The organism is Pseudoclavibacter sp. RFBG4, from assembly GCF_002931515.1.
Classification (GTDB): Bacteria; Actinomycetota; Actinomycetes; order Actinomycetales; family Microbacteriaceae; genus Pseudoclavibacter.
Map to the genome: position 1 here is coordinate 238257 of NZ_PSYC01000024.1, position 16954 is coordinate 255210.

A 16954-nucleotide genomic window follows, 5' to 3' on the forward strand; every position below is an offset into this window, starting at 1 on the left:
GCGGTCGCTCCGGCAGACGGCGTGCGTCTACCTCTCGTAGAATGGAACCCGCGAGGGGCCTCCATTGTTCCCTGCGCCGCGATTCGGGCGCACGTCCCGAGCGAAGACAACAACTTCTATCCTACGCCAGACATGCCAGGCGTCTGAAAGGAACTCGTGACCGCGCAAGTCGCTCCCGTCCGTCCCTCACGAGCGGATGACCTCCGCGCGCGATTGCTGCCGACCAGCATCACGCGGTACACGCGCTTCCTGGCGTGGGCGAGCCTGATCGCGAACATCGCCATCGTCGGCACGGGCGGACTCGTGCGACTCACCGGCTCCGGCCTCGGCTGCCCGACCTGGCCGTACTGCACGGACGGGTCGCTCATCAACACGCCCGAGATGGGCATCCACGGCGTCATCGAGTTCGGCAACCGCCTGCTGACGGGCATCCTCTGCATCATCGCCCTGCTGCTGTTCCTCGCCGTGCTGCGCGTGCGCCCCCGCGGCATGCGCCTCGCCGTCCCCGCGTTCTCGATCGGTCTCCTCATCATCGTGCAGGCGATCGTGGGCGGCATCACGGTGCTCACGGGACTCAACCCCGACATCGTCGGCCTCCACTTCCTCATCTCCGGCCTCATCTGCGCCATCGCGGCGGTGCTGCTGTTCCGCGTGCGAAGCGGCGAGCCCGTCCCCGAGGTGGGGACCAGACTCGATGTCAGCCGGGCCGGCCTCGTGCTCACGATCAGCCTCGTCGTCAACGTTTGGGTTTGGGTGACGGTCTTCGTCGGCGCACTCACGACTGGCTCTGGGCCCCACGCCGGAGACTCGGCCGCCTCGCGGAACGGCCTCGATCCGGTCATCATGCAGCACGTGCACTCTTGGCCGGCCTACATCCTGCTCGCCTGCTCGCTCATCTTCGTCGTGGTCGCCTCGGTTCGGGGCTTCGCGGCGACGCGGCGAGTCTCGATCGGCCTGCTGTGCCTGATCGTGGCTCAGGCGGGCGTCGGCATTTGGCAGGCGCGCACCGGACTTCCCATCACGCTCGTCATCGTCCACATGGTGCTCTCGGTCACGACCATCGCCGTCGCCACGACGGCCGTCGCCACCATCCGTCGCGAAGGACGCCCGGCGCGCGTCTGATCATGATCGGCTGATGAAGCGGCCCCGGCGAGCACTGCTCGCCGGGGCCGCTTCCTATGCCGCCAGGCCTCCGCGCCGCGCCGCGCCGCGCCACTCGCGGGCGCCGAGAGCTGAGTTGTGGTTGCTTGGAGCGGGTCTTCACGACCACAACTCCGCTTTGGGCGTGCGGATGATGGGCGGTAGGGCGGGGAGGCGCAGTTGCCCGAAGAGGGGTGGGTTGAGGGCGAGCCTCGTTGGATGAGGAGCGAGGGCGAGCAGTTCCCGCCGGCGACGGGAAGACTCCAAGCCGAGTGCCTGGTGGAACTGGTCTGGTTCACCACGGCGTGCGACCACCGCGAGAACCCGGCCTGCTCGCCGTGGCAGCTTCCTGCGCGATCGCACGCTGTCACGAGCGATCCGGGTGTCGACCTCGCGGTCAGCCGTGCTCTAGGAGATCAGCGGGTCGATACCGACCGCCACGAAGACGAGGGTCAGGTAGGTGATCGAGAGGTGGAAGACCTTCATGGGCTTCCCGCCCTTGCCGGTGATCGTGCGGTAGTAGAGCACGTGAGCCTCGTAGAGGAACCAGCCACCGGACAGGAGCGCGACCGAGGTGTAGAGCCATCCCATCCCCGCGACCGGCACGAGCAGGAGCGAGCAGATGACGGTGGCCCACGCGTAGAGGACGGTCTGCAGCGAGACCGAGAGCTCGCCCTCCGTGACGGACAGCATCGGCACGCTCGCCTTGGCGTAGTCATCCCGGTACTTGACCGAGAGCGGCCAGTAATGGGCCGGAGTCCACAGGAAGATGATCGCGAAGAGCACGAACGGCGTCCAGCTGAGCGAGTTGGTGACACCAGCCCAGCCGATGAGGACGGGCATGCAGCCGGCCACGCCACCCCAGATGATGTTCTGCTCCGTGCGGCGCTTGAGCACGATCGTGTAGAAGACGACGTAGAGCAGGATTGCGCCGAGCGAGAGCGCTGCAGTCAGCGGGTTCGCGACGAGCCACAGCACGACGATCGACAGGATGCCGAGGGCGAACGAGAAGACGAGAGCCTCCCGGTCGGTGAGCTCGCCCGTGACGAGCGGACGCTTCGCGGTGCGCTTCATCAGGCGGTCGATGTCGCGGTCGATGTAGCAGTTGAAGGCGCTCGCGCTGCCTGCGGACATCGCTCCACCGAGGACCACACCGAGGACGAGCCACAGGTTCGGGATGCCACCGTGGGCCAGGAACATCGTCGGGACCGTCGTGATGAGGAGCAGCTCGATGATTCGAGGTTTCGTCAGCGCCACGTAGGCCCGTACCTTGCGCCCGAAAGGCTTCCGCTCCGGGGGTGCCACGGCCACTAGTTCATCGACAGACAAAGCCACCAATTCCTCTTCGCTCGAAATCTGCTGGCAATTCTATCTGCTCTTGCCCAGAAGCCGTCCCGTTTCCTGGGTGCGGCCAGCCTCACACCCGGCTGAAAGCGCTGTGAGGCTCGTCGCACGGAGAAACATGACCGGGAACTGAACGACGTTCCCCCCGCGCGGACCCGTCGTGGCGATAAGCTGTGAGGCGGCCCTTTCCCAACGACGACGGGACGCAGTGTGACGAATTTTGAGTGGTCCGAGCTCGATCGACGTGCAGTCGACACAGCAAGGATCTTGGCGGCAGACGCAGTTGAGAAGGCGAAGGGTGGACACCCCGGCACGGCGATGAGCCTTGCTCCGCTCGCGACGCTGCTCTACCAGCACGTGATGCGGGTAGACCCGAAGGACCCGCACTGGATCGGTCGAGACCGCTTCATCCTGTCCGCAGGGCACTCCTCGCTGACGCAGTACTGCCAGCTCTACCTGGGCGGCTTCGGCCTCGAGCTCGATGACCTCAAGCAGCTTCGCCAGTTCGGCTCGAAGACGCCTGGGCACCCCGAGTTCGGGCACACCGACCACGTCGAGATGACGACCGGCCCGCTCGGCCAGGGACTCGCGTCCGCCGTCGGGTTCGCTTACGCGCAGCGCTTCGAGCGCGGCCTGTTCGACCCAGAGACGGCGCTCGGCGAGAGCCCGTTCGATCACCGTGTCTACGTCATCGCCAGCGACGGCGACCTCCAGGAAGGTGTCACGAGCGAGGCATCCTCGCTTGCCGGGCACCAGGAGCTCGGCAACCTCATCGTGTTCTACGACGCGAACCAGATCTCCATCGAGGACGACACCGACATCGCCTTCACCGAGGATGTCGCGAAGCGCTACGAGGCCTACGGCTGGCACGTGCAGACGGTCGACTGGACCGCTGGAGAGCAGTACCACGAGGACCTCGCGGCTCTCCACGACGCGACGCTCGCGGCGCAGGCCGAGACGGGCCGCCCCTCGATCATCGTGCTCCGGACCATCATCGGCTGGCCGAGCCCGACCAAGCAGAACACGGGCGGCATCCACGGCTCCGCGCTCGGGGAGACCGAGCTCGAGGCCGTCAAGAGCCTCGTCGGGTTCGACCCGAAGCAGAGCTTCGAGGTCGCCGACGACGTGCTGGCCTACACCCGCGGTCTCGCCGACCGCGTCGCGCCCGTTCGCGCGGAGTGGCAGCAGAGCTTCGACGCCTGGAAGAGCGCCAACCCGGAGCGCGCGCAGCTCCTCGAGCGCCTCGAGGCCGATGAGCTGCCAGAGGGCATCGCGGATGCGCTCCCCGACTTCGCGGGCGTCGCCAAGGTCTCGACCCGCAAGGCCTCCGGTGAGGCGATCAACGCGCTTGCGGCACACCTGCCGGAGCTGTGGGGTGGCTCCGCCGACCTCGCCGGCTCGAACAACACGACCATCAGCAAGGCCGCGTCGTTCATCCCCGAGAAGTTCTCGACGTCCAGCTGGACGGGCAACCCGTACGGCCGCGTGCTGCACTTCGGCATCCGCGAGCACGCCATGGGCGCGATCCTCAACGGGATCACCCTGCACGGCAAGACGCGCGCCTTCGGCGGCACCTTCCTCATGTTCAGCGACTACATGCGCCCCTCGGTGCGTCTCGCCGCGCTCATGAACATCCCGTCGATCTTCGTCTGGACGCACGACTCGATCGCCCTCGGCGGCGACGGGCCGACGCACCAGCCTGTCGAGTCGCTGACCGCGCTCCGCGCGATCCCCAACCTCGCGGTCGTGCGCCCAGCCGACGGTCCGGAGACGGCTGCCGCCTGGCTCGAGGTCGTGAGCCGTCGAGGCGGCCCGACCGGCCTCATCCTCTCGCGTCAGGACCTCCCCGTCATCGCGCGCGGCTCCGGCGACGCCAACGAGCAGGAGTTCGGCTCGGCAGCTGGCACGAAGCGCGGCGCCTACGTGCTCGCGGAGGCCGCCGGCGGATCGCCTGAGGTCATCGTGCTCGCCACCGGTTCCGAGGTGCAGTACGCACTCGAGGCGCGCGAGACCCTGCAGGCTCAGGGACACCCGACGCGAGTCGTGTCCGTCCCGAGCTTCGAGTGGTTCGCCGAGCAGGACGACGCCTACCGGGAGCACGTGCTGCCGTCGGCCGTCGAGGCTCGCGTGAGCATCGAAGCCGGCCTCGCGCTCCCCTGGCTCCAGTTCGTCGGCCCCAAGGGCCGCAGTGTCTCCATCGAGACGTTCGGCGCATCCGCTGACCAGCCTGAGCTCTACAAGGCCTACGGCATCACGGCGGACGCCGTCGTCGACGCAGCGCTCGAGTCGCTCGCGCGCTAGCCGTCCGCGGGCGGCACTCCGCTCGCCCACGCAGCGGTACCCAGCACTTCTTCACCAGCAACGCGAAGGAACACCAGCAATGACTTCAACACCAACAGCAGCACTCGCCGAGGCCGGCGTCAGCATCTGGCTCGACGACCTCTCCCGCTCCAGCCTCGAGTCGGGCGCCCTCGAGCGCCTCATCGCCGATCGGGGCATCGTCGGTGTGACCACGAACCCGACGATCTTCGCCGGCGCACTCAGCAAGGGCGAGGCATACGACGCGCAGGTCGCCGAGCTCCAGGCCCGCGGGGCGAGCGTCGATGAGGCGATCTTCGACATCACGACCGACGATGTGCGCTCGGCCTGCGACCTCTTCCTGCCGATCTACGAGGCGAGCAACGGACTCGACGGGCGCGTCTCGATCGAGGTCTCCCCCGAGCTCGCTCGCGACACCGACGCGACCATCGACGAGGCCAAGCGACTCTGGGCCACGGTCGACCGCAAGAACGCCATGATCAAGATCCCGGCCACCGTCGAGGGCCTGCCCGCGATCACCGAGGTCATCGCCTCGGGCATCAGCGTCAACGTCACCCTCATCTTCAGCCTGAGCCGGTACCGCGAGGTCGTCAACGCGTACCTCTCCGGGCTCGAGCAGGCGCGTCAGCGTGGACACGATCTGTCCACGATCCGCTCCGTCGCATCCTTCTTCGTGTCGCGTGTCGACGCTGAGATCGACAAGCGCCTCGTGGCGATCGGCACCGACGACGCGATCGCGCTCAAGAGCCTCGCGGCTCTCGCGAACGCACGCCTCGCCTACGCGGCCTTCGAGGAGGAATTCTCGAGCGAGCGCGCGAAGCTCCTGCTCGAGGAAGGTGCGCACAAGCAGCGCCCGCTCTGGGCCTCCACCGGTGTCAAGGACCCCGCGCTGCCCGACACCCTCTACGTCACGGAGCTCGTCGCGGCCGACACGGTCAACACCATGCCGGAGAAGACCCTCGAGGCCGTCGCCGACCACGGCGTCATCACCGGTGACACCGTTGCCGGCACCGCGCACGCCGCGAACACGACGCTGGACGCGCTCGAGTCGATCGGCGTGAGCTACGTCGAGGTGACCGAGCAGCTCGAGACCGAGGGCGTCGACAAGTTCATCGTCTCCTGGCAGGAGCTCAAGGCAACCGTCGACTCGCAGCTCCAGGCTGCAGCGGCGAAGGCGTAGGTCCGGGCCATGGGCATCAAGGTCAGCACCTCGGGCGCGGCCTCCGCAGCCGCCGCCGAGAAGGTCGGCGCGCTCGTCGGCGATCGCTTCGCCTCCCGTCTGTTTGCGCAGGACGCGACCCTGTGGGGAGCGGCCGCTGAGGCCGAATCCGCGATTCGACTCGGCTGGACTCGCGCACACGAGGTCTCCCGCGACCTCGTGGAGGGCATCCTGGCTCTCAAGGCCGAGTTCGCGGATGCCGGCGTGACGCGGTTCGTGCTCTGCGGGATGGGCGGATCGTCGCTCGCTCCTGAGGTCATCACGCGCACCGCCGGCGTCGAGCTCGTGGTCCTCGACTCGACCGACCCGGCTCAGGTCCGGGCCGCCGTCCAGGAGAGCCTCGAGAAGACGGCCATCATCGTCTCCTCGAAGTCGGGTTCCACGGTCGAGACCGACTCGCAGCGCCGGACGTTCGCCCACGCCTTCGAGGCGGCGGGCATCGACCCGGCCAGCCGCATCGTGATCGTGACCGACCCGGGCTCGCCCATGGAGGCCGCCTCGCGTGAGGCCGGCTACCGGGTGTTCCTGGCCGACCCTCACGTCGGCGGCCGCTTCTCGGCGCTCACCGCGTTCGGCCTGGTCCCCTCCGGGCTCGCGGGCGTCGACATCGCCGGCCTTCTGGACGAGGCAGGCGTCGCAGCGACTGTCGTCTCGGTCGACGACGAGAGCAACCCAGCGCTCGTCCTCGGCGCGGCGATCGCCGCCAAGCGATTCCTCGGCGTCCTCGACGACGGCACGTCCATCGTCGGCTTCGGCGACTGGGTCGAGCAGCTCATCGCCGAGTCGACCGGGAAGGACGACCTCGGGATCCTCCCCGTGGTCCTCACCTCCAGTGCGCCGGAAGTCGCCACGCGTCCCGCTGACCTGCAGCTCGTTCGGGTCGTCGACGACGCCGAGGCAACCCCCGCTGGCGGCGACGACATCGCCGTCTCCGGCACCCTCGGCGGCCAGTTCGTCCTGTGGGAGACGGCAGTCGCCGTCGCAGGAGCGGTCATCGGGATCAACCCGTACGACCAGCCCGATGTCGAATCGGCCAAGGTCGCAGCACGCGGCCTGCTCGAGGCGACACCGGAGCCGACTCCGGCTGCCTTCGCGGTCGACGGCGTCGAGGTGCGCGGCACCCAGTCCGTCGTCGAAGGGCAGAGCACGCTGAGCGGCGCCATCGACGCCCTCGTGGAGCTCATCCCGTCGGACGGCTACCTCTCGGTTCAGGCCTACGTCGACCGGAACCGCTTCGGGGCACTCGAGGGGCTTCGCGACGAGCTCGCGCAGCGTTCAGGCCGTCCCGTGACCTTCGGCTGGGGCCCCCGCTTCCTGCACTCCACCGGCCAGTTCCACAAGGGCGGCCCGAAGGTCGGGGCGTTCCTCCAGATCACCTCGGCTGAGCCGCAGGACCTGGAGATCCCAGAGCGCCCCTTCACCTTCGGGACGCTCATCTCCGCGCAGGCCGCCGGCGACGCCTCCGTGCTCGAGTCGCACTCGCAGCCAGTCCTGCGGATCGACCTCGGGCAAGGCGGACACGGGCTCGATGCGCTCCTCGGAGCCGTCTCGCGCTGATCGATCATCGGGGCGGGGATGCGAGACCCCTCGCGTCCCCGCCCCGTCTCCGGGTCTCCCCGGAGAACAGAACACTCGTGCCTACACAAAAAAGGAGGCGACGCTGTGACGCCAGTCGACATCAGCGCTGACAACAACCCCCTCAGGTCCATCGATGACGGGCGACTCCGCCGCATCGCAGGACCATCGAGCCTCGTCATCTTCGGAGTAACGGGCGACCTGTCCCGCAAGAAGCTCCTCCCAGCGGTCTACGACCTGGCCAACCGCGGACTCCTCTCCCCCTCTTTCGGTCTCGTCGGCTTCGCGCGCCGGCCCTGGTCGGACGACGAGTTCCGTGCGTTCGTCAAGGAGAACGTCGAGCAGCACGCGAGGACCCCGTTCAACGAGGAGGTCTGGACGCAGCTCGCGAAGGGCATGCGCTTCGTCTCGGGTGAGTTCGACAACGACGAGTCCTTCGACTCGCTGAAGTCGGTGCTCGATGAGCTCGACGAGGACCAGGGCACGCGAGGCAACCACGCCTTCTATCTTTCGATTCCGCCGCGTTCCTTCCCCGAGGTCACGACCCAGCTGCGACGTTCGGGACTCGCGGACGAGCGAGAGGACTCCTGGCGCCGAGTCATCATCGAGAAGCCGTTCGGCCACGACCTCGCCTCGGCTCGCGAGCTGAACAGCATCGTCGAGTCGGTCTTCTCGAGCGACGCCATCTTCCGCATCGACCACTACCTCGGCAAGGAGACGGTGCAGAACATTCTTGCGCTGCGCTTCGCGAACTCGATGTTCGAGCCGCTCTGGAACGCCAACACGGTCGATCACGTGCAGATCACCATGGCGGAGGACATCGGCGTCTCCGGTCGCGCCGGCTACTACGACGGAGTGGGCGCCGCACGCGACGTCATTCAGAACCACCTCCTGCAGCTGCTCGCACTCACCGCGATGGAAGAGCCGCTCTCCTTCAACGCCAAGGACCTCCGCCAGGAGAAGGAGAAGGCGCTGGCAGCAGTCCGGCTCCCCCGCGACCTGTCGCTCGCCTCCGCCCGTGGCCAGTACGGCTCCGGATGGCAGGGCGGCGAGTTCGTGCGTGGCTTCCTCGAGGAAGACGGCATGAACCCGCAGTCGACCACGGAGACCTACGCAGCCCTCCGGGTGGAGCTCGACTCCCGCCGCTGGGCTGGGGTCCCGTTCTACCTTCGGACGGGCAAGCGCCTGGGACGCCGCGTGACGGAGATCGCCGTCACCTTCAAGCAGGGACCGCTGTACCTGTTCGAGGAGGCGCAGCGGACGTCGCTCGGGCCCAACGCCCTCGTGATCCGCGTGCAGCCGGACGAAGGCGTCACCATCCGCTTCGGCTCGAAGATCCCAGGATCCGGCATGCACGTCCGCGACGTGACCATGGACTTCGGGTACGGCCACGCGTTCACCGAATCAAGCCCGGAAGCCTACGAGCGACTCATCCTCGACGTGCTGCTCGGCGACCCGCCCCTCTTCCCGCGCCACGAGGAGGTCGAGCTCTCCTGGAAGATCCTCGAACCCGTCGAGGAGTACTGGGCGACGCAGGGACAACCCGAACTCTACAAACCCGGCAGCTGGGGTCCGGCCTCGGCCACGGCCCTCCTCGCCCGCGATGGCCGCACCTGGAGGCGCCCGTGATCATCGAACTCGGCAACACCACGACCTCAGCCGTCTCGAAGCGGCTCGTGTCGATGCGAGAAGAAGGCGGAGCGGTCGCGCTCGGGCGCGTGCTCACGCTCGTCATCTCGACCGGCGAGCGGCGAGGCGAGGCTGCGATCGCCGCAGCCAACTCCGCCTCAGGCGAGCATCCCATGCGCGTCATCGTCATCCACGTCGTCGACCGCAACGCGAAGACCTCCAACATGGACGCGGAGATCCGAGTCGGCGGAGATGCCGGGGCCAGTGAAGTCATCGTGCTGCACGTCTCCGGACCCGCGGCCGACGATCCCGAGACCCTGGTGCAGGCGCTGCTCCTGCCGGACGCTCCGGTGGTCGCCTGGTGGCCCGACTCCGCGCTCGGCGCCCCGAGCGCCTCGTCGCTCGGTCGCATCGCCCAGCTGCGCATCGTCGACTCCGGCAGCGCCAGCAACGGCGGTGAGACCGTCACGAAGCTCGCAGAGGGCTTCTGCGACGGTGACAGCGACCTCGCGTGGACCCGGCTCACGAGCTGGCGCGCGCAGATCGCCGCGGTGCTCGACCAGCCCCCGTACGAGCCCATCCAGGAAGTCGAGGTCATCGGGCGTCCCTCGCACACGTCCACCCTCCTGATGGCGGCCTGGCTGCAGCTGGCGCTGCAAGTCCCGGTCCGACTCGCACAGGCGACCGAGCGAGAGCTCGGCCGAGCTCAGCTCCGTGCGATCAAGCTCACCCGCCCGAGCGGCGTGGTCACGTTCGAGCGGGTCAGCGACTCCGCAGTTGTGCTGACGCAGCCGGGTCAGCCCGAGCAGAAGATCCCGATGCCCGTGAGGGACCTCCCTGATGTCCTCGCCGAGGAGCTCCGCTCGCTCGGTCCCGACCGCGTCTTCGGCGAGGTGCTCGCCGAGGCCGCCGAGACGGAAGCCCGGGAGCTCGCGGTTGCTGAGACCGATTCCACGACGGACGAGCCAGCGGAGAACGAGGGAGTGCAGGCATGACACAGGCCGCTCGCAGCAGGTACGTCGAGCCCTCCGTCTCGGCGGTCGCCGAGCACACGGCGCAGCGCTTCGCGCGACTGCTGGGTTCCACGACGGCGGAACTCCACATCGCCGTGAGTGGCGGCTCCGTCGCGACGAAAGTGCTCCCCGCTTTCGTCGCCGCAGTTGAGAGCGCAGGCCTCGACTGGTCCCGCGTGCACGTCTGGTTCGCCGACGAGCGATTCGTTCCGACGGGTCACGACGAGCGGAACGTCGTCGCGGTCGCCGAGGCGCTCAAGGGCGCGGCCGGCTTCGAGCAGGCACGCCTGCACGCGACGCTCGCGAGCGACAGCGGGGAATCCCTCGAGGATGCCGCCGCAGCCTACGAGGCTGAGCTGCGTGCACTCGTCCCGCCGGCCGACGGGGTCCCCGGCGGCATCCCGTCGCTCGACCTCGTGCTGCTCGGCGCTGGCGGAGACGGACACACCGCGTCGCTCTTCCCCGGGACGGAGGGACTCGAGGAGACCTCGGCGCTTGTCGACAGCATCCGTGACTCGCCGAAGCCACCTCCCGAACGAGTGACGCTCACCCTCCCGGCCATCCGCGAGTCCGCTCGCGTCTGGGCCGTGGTCACCGGTGCCGAGAAGGCCGACGCCGTTCGCCTCGCCGCTACTGAGGGCGTCACCGCGAAGGAATCACCACTCGGCGCCGCGACCGGTCGCCTCGAGACGCTGCTGCTGCTTGACGCCGCAGCTGCAGAAGCACTCGGCTAGGCGCCAGCTCGGCGAACGAACAACGGCCCCGGCCGAGAGGAGACTCTCGGCCGGGGCCGTTCTTCGTCGCTCAGCTGTGTGAAGCTGGAGTGCTCAGGACTTCGAAGTCGTCTTGCCGCGACGCTCGCGCAGCTTCGACAGCGCCTCCTCGAGGAGCCGTTCCGCTTCCTCGGCCGTACGTCGTTCCTTGACGTACGCGAGGTGCGTCTTGTACGGCGCGACCTTGACGGCCGCCGGCGGGTTCTCCCGGTCACGCCCGGCGGGAAGGCCGGAGATCGGGCAGTCGATGAGATCAGGGATGTCATCCTCAGCGATCTCCGCGGAGTAATGCCTGATGGTCTCGTTGCCGTGCGCGTCCCAGTACGAGATGGACACGCGAGCAGCGTGCACCCCGTGATCTGTCTCCCCCATAGGACCGGCACCGACACGCGATCCCCTGATCGCAGATCCCCCCTGGGCCATTAGCTCACCACAACCGTTTGAATGCGGGTGATGATGCCCATAGCGACGATAGCGAGCAGCCAGATGACCGCGAGGGTCACCGTGATGCGGTTCAGGTTCTTCTCCGCGACGCCGGAGGCGCCCAGGTTGGAGCCCATGCCGCCACCGAACATGTCGGAGAGTCCGCCGCCTCGTCCGCGGTGCAACAGAATGAACAGGATCAGCAGGACGCTGGTGATGGCCAGCACGACCTGCAGGATGACGAGGAGAATATCCACGGAATCCCTCTCAGATGAACGGACTCGGACGTGGCCTGAGTGAACAGGCCACGTCCGAGTATAGATGGTTCGCGTTTGCGACTAGGAACCGACGTGCTGACGGAACCGCGCGATGGCGCTGAACTCGTCGACCTTGAGGCTCGCGCCGCCGATGAGTGCGCCGTCGACGTCGGGCTCGCGCATGAAGCCGGCGATGTTGTCGGACTTGACCGAGCCGCCGTAGAGGATGCGCGTGGCTGCCGCCACGGACTCGCCCAGGAGCTCTTCGAGCGCGACGCGAAGAGCGTTCGCGACGGTCTGCGCCTGCTCAGGCGTTGCCGCCTGGCCGGAACCGATCGCCCAGACCGGCTCGTAGGCGACGACGAGGTCAGGTGTTCCCTCGACGCCTTCCAACGCCGCCTTGAGCTGAGCCACGGGAACGGCGCTCGCGCCGAACTTCTCGAGGTCCTCGGACGTCTCGCCGACGCACAGGACTGGCACGAGACCGTGCTTGATCGCCGCCTTGACCTTGCTGCCGACGACCTCATCGGTCTCCGCGTGCAGGGTACGTCGCTCGGAGTGCCCGATGATGACGTACTTGCAGGCGAGAGCGCTCAGGAAAGCTCCCGAGATCTCTCCCGTGTAGGCACCGGAGTCGTGCGCCGAGACATCCTGGGCACCGTAGCTGAGCGACAGCTTGTCGGCGTCCACGAGCGTCTGGACGCTTCGGAGGTCGGTGTAGGGCGGGAAGACAGCGACCTCGACGTCGTCGAAATCGTGCTTCGCGTCCTTCAGCGCCCAGGCGAGCTTCTGTGTGAACGCGATGGCCTGGAGGTGGTCCAGGTTCATCTTCCAGTTGCCCGCCATGAGCGGGGTGCGAGTCGTTACCATCCGAGAACCTGCAATCCGGGCAGCTGCTTGCCTTCGAGGAACTCGAGGCTCGCACCACCACCAGTAGAGATGTGGCCAAATTCGTCATCGGCGAAGCCGAGCGTGCGCACGGCTGCCGCGGAGTCACCGCCGCCGACGACCGAGAGTCCGTCAACCTTGGTGAGTGCCTCAGCGACGGTGCGAGTGCCTTCCGCGAATGCGGGGAACTCGAACACGCCCATGGGGCCGTTCCAGAACACGGTGCTCGACTCGCGGATGGCCGCGGCGAATGCCTTGGCCGTCTCCGGGCCGATGTCGAGCCCGATTCCGTCTGCGCCGAACGCGCTGCCCTCGATGCCATCGGCGGGGACGACCTCGTGATCGGCATCCGCCGAGAACGAGGCGGCGACGACGATGTCCGTCGGGAGGACGATCGAGACGCCACGCTCCTGGGCGTCCGCCAGGTACCGGCGGACGGTGTCGAGCTGGTCGACCTCGAGCAGGGAGGCGCCGACCTTGTGCCCCTGGGCTGCGAGGAACGTGAAGAGCATCCCCCCGCCGATGAGGATCGAGTCGACCCTCGGCAGGAGATGCTCGATGACGCCGAGCTTGTCGGAGACCTTCGAGCCGCCGAGCACAACCGCGTAAGGGCGCTCGACTGCGGAAGTGAGTCGCTCGAGGACCTCGAGCTCGTTCGCCACGAGGAGTCCCGCGGCGCTCGGCACGATCTGCGGGAGGTCGTAGACGGAAGCCTGCTTGCGATGCACGACCCCGAACCCATCGGAGACGAATGCATCCGCGAAGTTCGCGAGCTGCTCTGCGAAGGCGCGGCGCTCGGCGTCGTCCTTGCTCGTCTCCCCCGCGTTGAAGCGAAGATTCTCGAGGACGACGAGCTGGCCGTTCTCGAGCGCGGCAACACGGCGTTCTGCGTCCTCGCCGACGGTGTCGGCTGCAAGCGGGGCATCGATCTCGAGCAGCTCGCCGAGCCTGGCAGCTGCCGGCGCGAGCGAGTACTGCGGTTCTGGTGCCCCCTTGGGCCGACCAAGGTGCGAGATCACGATGACCTGCGCACCCTGGTCGAGGAGGAGGCGGAGCGTACCGAGGGAGGCGCGAATCCGACCATCGTCGGTGATCACGCCCTCCTTGAGCGGCACGTTCAGGTCGCAGCGAACGATGACCTTCTTTCCCGTGAGGGAGCCGAGGGTCTCGATTGTGCGAAGCGCCATGTTGGCGTTCCTTCCTCTTTTGCCGAAGTGGTTAGAGCTTGCTTGCGACGTACTCGGTCAGGTCGACGAGACGGACCGTGTAGCCCCACTCGTTGTCGTACCAGGACGACAGCTTCACCTGGTTGCCGATGACCTTCGTGAGAGGTGCGTCGAAGATCGAGGAGTGGTTCTCCCCGACGATGTCGCGCGACACGATGTCTTCCTCGTTGTACATGAGGAGGCCCTTGAACTCGCCTTCAGCGGCTTCCTTGTACGCGGCGTTGACCTCTTCGACGGTCACAGGCGTCTTGGAGACGACGGTGAGGTCGGTGATCGAGCCGGTCTCGGTGGGGACGCGCAGAGCGAAGCCGTCGAGCTTGCCCGCCAGCTCGGGGATGACGAGGCCGATGGCCTTCGCTGCACCCGTCGAGGTGGGGATGATGCTGAGCGCTGCTGCGCGCGCACGGCGGAGGTCCTTGTGGGGGCCGTCCTGCAGGTTCTGGTCGGACGTGTAGGCGTGAACCGTGGTCATGAGACCCGACTCGATGCCGAACTTGTCGTTGAAGACCTTCACGAGCGGCGCGAGGCAGTTCGTGGTGCAGGATGCGTTCGAGATGACGTCGTCGTTCTCGGGGTCGTATTCGGTGTGGTTGACGCCGAAGACGAAGGTCGGGGCCGGTCCGGAGGCCGGAGCCGAGAGGATGACCTTCTTGGCGCCTGCGCTGATGTGCGCACGAGCCTTGTCGGGGTCCGTGAAGTGACCCGTGCTCTCGATGACGATCTCGACGCCGAGCTCGGCCCACGGCAGGTTCGCGGGGTCGCGCTCTGCAGTTGCCGTGATCTTCTTGCCGTCGACGTAGATGGCGTCTTCGTCGAACGAGATGTCGTTCTTCAGCTTGCCACCCGTGGAGTCGTACTTGAGGAGGTGTGCAAGCGTCTTGTTGTCGGTGAGGTCGTTGATTGCAACGAGCTCGAGGTTGTTGTCATCCTGCAGCAGTGCGCGTGCGTAGCTGCGTCCGATGCGTCCGAAACCGTTGATGGCGATTTTCGTCACGTGATGCTCCTTTTTCCTGTTGTTTCTCCGATTTGACAGGACTGTGTGGCCTTGGAGGGCCGGGTGCACCATCGCACCGAGTTCGGGGGAACGGTCTGCTCGGCGAGCCCGTTCAACATCGTCAGCCTAGTCCCATGGGCGTGCGCCCAGGTGACCAAATGGGGTGAGCTGTTCGGCGTGGGGATCAGAGCTCGTCGAGGACAGGCAGATTGGACTCCGTGCCCGGGATGCCACGGTCAGAGGCCTGCTTGTCGGCGAGAGCCAGCAGGCGGCGGATACGGCCTGCGACCGCGTCCTTCGTCATGGGCGGGTCCGCGTAGCGGCCGAGCTCGTCGAGTGAGGCTTCCCGGTGCGCGAGGCGAAGCTGCCCGGCGTACTTGAGGTGGTCAGGCGCACCCTCTCCGAGGATCTCGAGCGCACGCTCGACGCGAGTGCAGGCCGTGACAGCAGCCTGGGCGGAACGACGCAGGTTCGCATCGTCGAAGTTGACGAGACGGTTGGCGGTGGCGCGGGTCTCACGACGCTGGCGGAGGCTCTCCCAGCTCTCCACGGTCGCGTGGGCACCGATGACGGTGAGCATCGCGCTGATGGCGTCGCCGTCACGGATGACGACACGGTGCACGCCGCGCACCTCGCGGGCCTTGGACGACACCCCGAGGCGTCCGGCCGCACCGACGAGGGCCATCGCGGTCTCCGAGTTCGGCGTGATGATGTCGAGCGACGCGGACCGACCCGGGTCGGTCAGGGAGCCGGCGGCGAGGAACGCACCACGCCAGACGGCGGTGAGGTCGTCCTGGCTGCCCGTCGTGAGTCGGTTCGGGAGACCGCGGACGGTTCGCCGGCGCGCATCCATGAGGCCCGTCTGGCGGGCGAGCGTCTCGCCGTTCTCGAGCACGCGAAGGAGGTAGCTCTCCCCCGGCCGGGCCCCAGAGCCGGCGACGATGGAGATCTTCGCCCGAACGCCGTAGAGCTCGAGGAGCTCGCGGCCCAGGCGACGCGCGAGCATCTCCGAGTCGAGCTGAGCTTCGACCGCGATGCGCCCGGAGATCAGTTGCAGACCGCCCGCGAACCGCAGGAGCGACGCGACCTCGGCAGCACGAGCTTGGGTTGTGGCCGCGCGAGTGCGCAGAAGCTCGTGCTTGACATCGGCGGTGAGCGTCACCGGGGTACCTCCAGGGATCAGAGTGAGTGGGCGCGACGAATCGCCGTCGCGAGTGCGAGATGGAACGAGCGTCACTCGCGACCGAGGTCGCGGTGCCGGACGCTGATGATCGTGTCATCGCGTTCGCGGAGCAGGCTCGCGATGCGCTCGGTCATGGCGACCGAGCGGTGCTTGCCGCCGGTGCATCCGACGGCGAGCGTTACGTGCCGCTTGTTCTCCCGCTCGTAGCCCCGCAGGACGGGGTCAAGCATCTCAATGTAGTGGGTCAGGAACTCGTCCGCACCTTCTTGGTCGAAGACGTAGTCGGAGACCCGCTTGTCGCGACCGTTGAACGCGCGCAGTTCTGGCTCCCAGAACGGGTTCGGGAGGAAGCGCATGTCGACGACAAGATCTGCGTCTGTGGGGATGCCGTACTTGAAGCCGAAGCTCTGGACGGTCACGGCGACCTTGTTCTGGTCGGCTTCGCCGAACCGCTTCACGATGCGGGTCACGAGCTGGTGACCGTTCAGCTCCGAGGTGTCGATGACGATATCGCTCGCCTCGCGGATCTCCTGCAGGCGGCTGCGCTCCCGAGCGATGCCGTCGAGGATCGTCCCGTTGCCCTGCAGCGGGTGCGGGCGCCGCACTGCCTCGAACCGACGGACCAGGGTGCCGTCTGTCGCATCGAGGAAGAGCACATCGACCTCGTGCGTCTCGCGAAGGCCGCCGACGAGAGCCGTGAACTCCTCGAGCAGGTGACCGCCGCGCACGTCGACCGAGACAGCGAGCTTCGGGAGGGAGTCCCGAGCCTTGCCTGCGACTTCGATGAGGGGCCGGATCATCTGCGGGGGAAGGTTGTCCACCACGAACCAGTCGAGGTCTTCGAACGCCTTGCAAGCTGTCGATCGTCCGGCACCGGACATGCCCGTGACGATCATGATGTGCTGGCGTCCTTCGCCGTCGATCTCCGCCGAACTCATGCGCAGGTCACCTCCCATGGACTAAAACACCAG

The 16954-nt window shown here is 67.5% G+C and carries 15 protein-coding genes; 7 read left to right on the forward strand and 8 right to left on the reverse strand.

Going from position 1 to position 16954, the window contains the following annotated elements:
• Positions 1 to 156: 156 nt before the first annotated feature.
• The gene (locus tag C5E10_RS08105) at positions 157 to 1122 is read left to right on the forward strand and encodes a heme A synthase (RefSeq protein WP_104331195.1); all 966 of its coding nucleotides are present in this window, start codon (positions 157 to 159) and stop codon (positions 1120 to 1122) included.
• Between the two features lie 426 nt (positions 1123 to 1548).
• Here the strand turns inward: C5E10_RS08105 and C5E10_RS08110 are convergent, their stop codons facing one another.
• Positions 1549 to 2451, reverse strand: coding sequence for a heme o synthase (locus C5E10_RS08110; RefSeq protein WP_258071044.1), 903 nt, complete (start codon positions 2449 to 2451; stop codon positions 1549 to 1551).
• Positions 2452 to 2694: 243 nt separating this feature from the next.
• Here C5E10_RS08110 and tkt point away from each other — a divergent pair, with 243 nt between their 5' ends.
• The 6 genes from tkt to pgl all read left to right on the forward strand — a co-directional run bounded on the left by tkt (position 2695) and on the right by pgl (position 10973).
• A complete protein-coding gene (gene tkt / locus C5E10_RS08115) occupies positions 2695 to 4785 on the forward strand; it encodes a transketolase (RefSeq protein ID WP_104331197.1) in 2091 nt (696 codons plus the stop codon).
• A 79-nt stretch (positions 4786 to 4864) separates the two neighbouring features.
• Positions 4865 to 5983: a transaldolase gene (gene tal, locus C5E10_RS08120; RefSeq protein WP_104331198.1), complete on the forward strand. Its 1119-nt coding sequence runs from the start codon at positions 4865 to 4867 to the stop codon at positions 5981 to 5983.
• Between the two features lie 9 nt (positions 5984 to 5992).
• Positions 5993 to 7579, forward strand: coding sequence for a glucose-6-phosphate isomerase (locus C5E10_RS08125; protein WP_104331199.1), 1587 nt, complete (start codon positions 5993 to 5995; stop codon positions 7577 to 7579).
• Between the two features lie 105 nt (positions 7580 to 7684).
• Positions 7685 to 9226, forward strand: coding sequence for a glucose-6-phosphate dehydrogenase (zwf, locus tag C5E10_RS08130; protein WP_258071045.1), 1542 nt, complete (start codon positions 7685 to 7687; stop codon positions 9224 to 9226).
• Positions 9223 to 10221 carry a glucose-6-phosphate dehydrogenase assembly protein OpcA gene (locus C5E10_RS08135; protein ID WP_104331201.1) on the forward strand — a complete coding sequence of 333 codons (999 nt, stop codon included), beginning with the start codon at positions 9223 to 9225 and terminating at the stop codon, positions 10219 to 10221. Before zwf ends, C5E10_RS08135 begins: the two co-directional genes overlap by 4 nt.
• A complete protein-coding gene (gene pgl / locus C5E10_RS08140; protein WP_104331202.1) occupies positions 10218 to 10973 on the forward strand; it encodes a 6-phosphogluconolactonase in 756 nt (251 codons plus the stop codon). Before C5E10_RS08135 ends, pgl begins: the two co-directional genes overlap by 4 nt.
• A gap of 93 nt (positions 10974 to 11066) precedes the next feature.
• Here pgl and C5E10_RS08145 read toward each other — a convergent pair whose 3' ends face one another.
• The 7 genes from C5E10_RS08145 to rapZ all read right to left on the reverse strand — a co-directional run bounded on the left by C5E10_RS08145 (position 11067) and on the right by rapZ (position 16921).
• Positions 11067 to 11435 carry an RNA polymerase-binding protein RbpA gene (locus tag C5E10_RS08145; protein WP_104331203.1) on the reverse strand — a complete coding sequence of 123 codons (369 nt, stop codon included), beginning with the start codon at positions 11433 to 11435 and terminating at the stop codon, positions 11067 to 11069.
• On the reverse strand, positions 11435 to 11692 hold the full coding sequence (gene secG / locus C5E10_RS08150) for a preprotein translocase subunit SecG (RefSeq protein WP_104241218.1): 258 nt from the start codon (positions 11690 to 11692) through the stop codon (positions 11435 to 11437). Before secG ends, C5E10_RS08145 begins: the two co-directional genes overlap by 1 nt.
• Before the next feature lie 81 nt (positions 11693 to 11773).
• Positions 11774 to 12562 carry a triose-phosphate isomerase gene (gene tpiA, locus C5E10_RS08155; protein ID WP_104331204.1) on the reverse strand — a complete coding sequence of 263 codons (789 nt, stop codon included), beginning with the start codon at positions 12560 to 12562 and terminating at the stop codon, positions 11774 to 11776.
• On the reverse strand, positions 12556 to 13767 hold the full coding sequence (locus C5E10_RS08160; protein ID WP_104331205.1) for a phosphoglycerate kinase: 1212 nt from the start codon (positions 13765 to 13767) through the stop codon (positions 12556 to 12558). Before C5E10_RS08160 ends, tpiA begins: the two co-directional genes overlap by 7 nt.
• Before the next feature lie 31 nt (positions 13768 to 13798).
• Entirely contained in the window at positions 13799 to 14800 is a 1002-nt protein-coding gene (gap, locus tag C5E10_RS08165) for a type I glyceraldehyde-3-phosphate dehydrogenase (RefSeq protein WP_236558411.1), read from the reverse strand.
• A gap of 184 nt (positions 14801 to 14984) precedes the next feature.
• Complete coding sequence (gene whiA / locus C5E10_RS08170) at positions 14985 to 15962, reverse strand: DNA-binding protein WhiA (RefSeq protein WP_068481866.1); 978 nt, start codon at positions 15960 to 15962, stop codon at positions 14985 to 14987.
• 71 nt (positions 15963 to 16033) lie between these two features.
• Positions 16034 to 16921 carry an RNase adapter RapZ gene (gene rapZ / locus C5E10_RS08175; protein WP_068481863.1) on the reverse strand — a complete coding sequence of 296 codons (888 nt, stop codon included), beginning with the start codon at positions 16919 to 16921 and terminating at the stop codon, positions 16034 to 16036.
• Positions 16922 to 16954: the final 33 nt, after the last annotated feature.

Coding starts and splice junctions, on each gene's coding strand:
- tal (WP_104331198.1), top strand. CDS start 4,865: ATGACTTCAACACCAACAGCAGCACTCGCCGAGGCCGGCGTCAGCATC.
- C5E10_RS08125 (WP_104331199.1), top strand. CDS start 5,993: ATGGGCATCAAGGTCAGCACCTCGGGCGCGGCCTCCGCAGCCGCCGCC.
- pgl (WP_104331202.1), top strand. CDS start 10,218: ATGACACAGGCCGCTCGCAGCAGGTACGTCGAGCCCTCCGTCTCGGCG.
- C5E10_RS08145 (WP_104331203.1), bottom strand. CDS start 11,435: ATGGCCCAGGGGGGATCTGCGATCAGGGGATCGCGTGTCGGTGCCGGT.
- tpiA (WP_104331204.1), bottom strand. CDS start 12,562: ATGGTAACGACTCGCACCCCGCTCATGGCGGGCAACTGGAAGATGAAC.
- C5E10_RS08160 (WP_104331205.1), bottom strand. CDS start 13,767: ATGGCGCTTCGCACAATCGAGACCCTCGGCTCCCTCACGGGAAAGAAG.
- rapZ (WP_068481863.1), bottom strand. CDS start 16,921: ATGAGTTCGGCGGAGATCGACGGCGAAGGACGCCAGCACATCATGATC.